The 1,393-nt window shown below is 71.9% G+C and carries 1 protein-coding gene; it reads right to left on the bottom strand.

Annotated elements, in window-relative coordinates:
- Window positions 1-135: 135 nt before the first annotated feature.
- Window positions 136-1,260 carry a GuaB3 family IMP dehydrogenase-related protein gene (locus tag ACZ4VI_RS34610; protein WP_468005865.1) on the bottom strand — a complete coding sequence of 375 codons (1,125 nt, stop codon included), beginning with the start codon at window positions 1,258-1,260 and terminating at the stop codon, window positions 136-138.
- Between the last annotated feature and the right edge of the window lie 133 nt (window positions 1,261-1,393).

Below are 1,393 nucleotides of genomic sequence, written 5' to 3' on the forward strand. Positions count from 1 at the left end.
ACCCGCACCAGCCACTTCGCACGACTTCGCCCCGCCGACCAAACGATCGACGGGGCGAAGAAGGCATAAGGCCCCGGATAAACCAACAGCATCCCGGCTGGTGCGGGGCCCCTCTCCGTACGGGACGGACGAACGTCAGCGGCTGTGCTGGGAGTCCGCGACCGTGACCTCGACGCGCTGGAACTCCTTGAGCTCGCTGTAGCCCGTGGTCGCCATCGCGCGGCGCAGGGCGCCGAAGAAGTTCATCGAGCCGTCCGGGGTGTGCGACGGGCCCGTGAGGATCTCCTCGGTCGTGCCGACGATGCCCAGGTCGACCAGCTTGCCGCGCGGCACGTCCTCGTGGACGGCCTCCATGCCCCAGTGGTGGCCCTTGCCCGGCGCGTCCGTGGCGCGGGCCAGGGGGGAGCCGATCATGACCGAGTCGGCGCCGCAGGCGATCGCCTTCGGCAGGTCGCCCGACCAGCCCACGCCGCCGTCGGCGATCACGTGGACGTACCGGCCGCCGGACTCGTCCATGTAGTCGCGGCGGGCCGCGGCCACGTCGGCGACCGCGGTCGCCATCGGGACCTGGATGCCGAGCACGTTGCGCGTGGTGTGCGCCGCGCCGCCGCCGAAGCCGACCAGGACACCCGCGGCGCCGGTGCGCATCAGGTGCAGGGCCGCGGTGTACGTGGCGCAGCCGCCGACGATGACCGGGACGTCGAGCTCGTAGATGAACTGCTTGAGGTTCAGCGGCTCGGCCGCGCCGGAGACGTGCTCGGCGGAGACCGTCGTGCCGCGGATGACGAAGATGTCCACGCCGGCGTCGACGACGGCCTTGGAGAACTGCGCGGTGCGCTGCGGGGAGAGCGCGGCGGCGGTGACCACACCCGAGTCGCGCACCTCCTTGATGCGCTGCCCGATCAGCTCCTCCTTGATCGGGGCCGCGTAGATCTCCTGCAGACGGCGGGTCGCGGTGGCCTCGTCCAGCTCCGCGATCTCGTCGAGCAGCGGCTGCGGGTCCTCGTACCGGGTCCACAGGCCTTCGAGGTTCAGCACGCCGAGGCCGCCCAGCTCGCCGATGCGGATGGCGGTCTGCGGCGATACGACCGAGTCCATGGGGGCGGCCAGGAAGGGGAGCTCGAAGCGGTAGGCGTCGATCTGCCAGGCGATCGAGACCTCCTTCGGGTCCCGGGTGCGCCGGCTCGGTACGACGGCGATGTCGTCGAACGCGTACGCCCTGCGGCCGCGCTTGCCGCGCCCGATCTCGATCTCAGTCACGATGTGTGGCCTTTCCCTCTACGTCTGCGCCTACCAGTATCCCCGACACGCGCGCGTGGGGGGGGGGGGGGGGGGGGGCGCGGCCCCCCCCCCCCCCCCCCCACCCCCCCCCTCTCTTTTGTCCTGCTCCCCC

Source organism: Streptomyces sp. NPDC029169 (assembly GCF_055563935.1).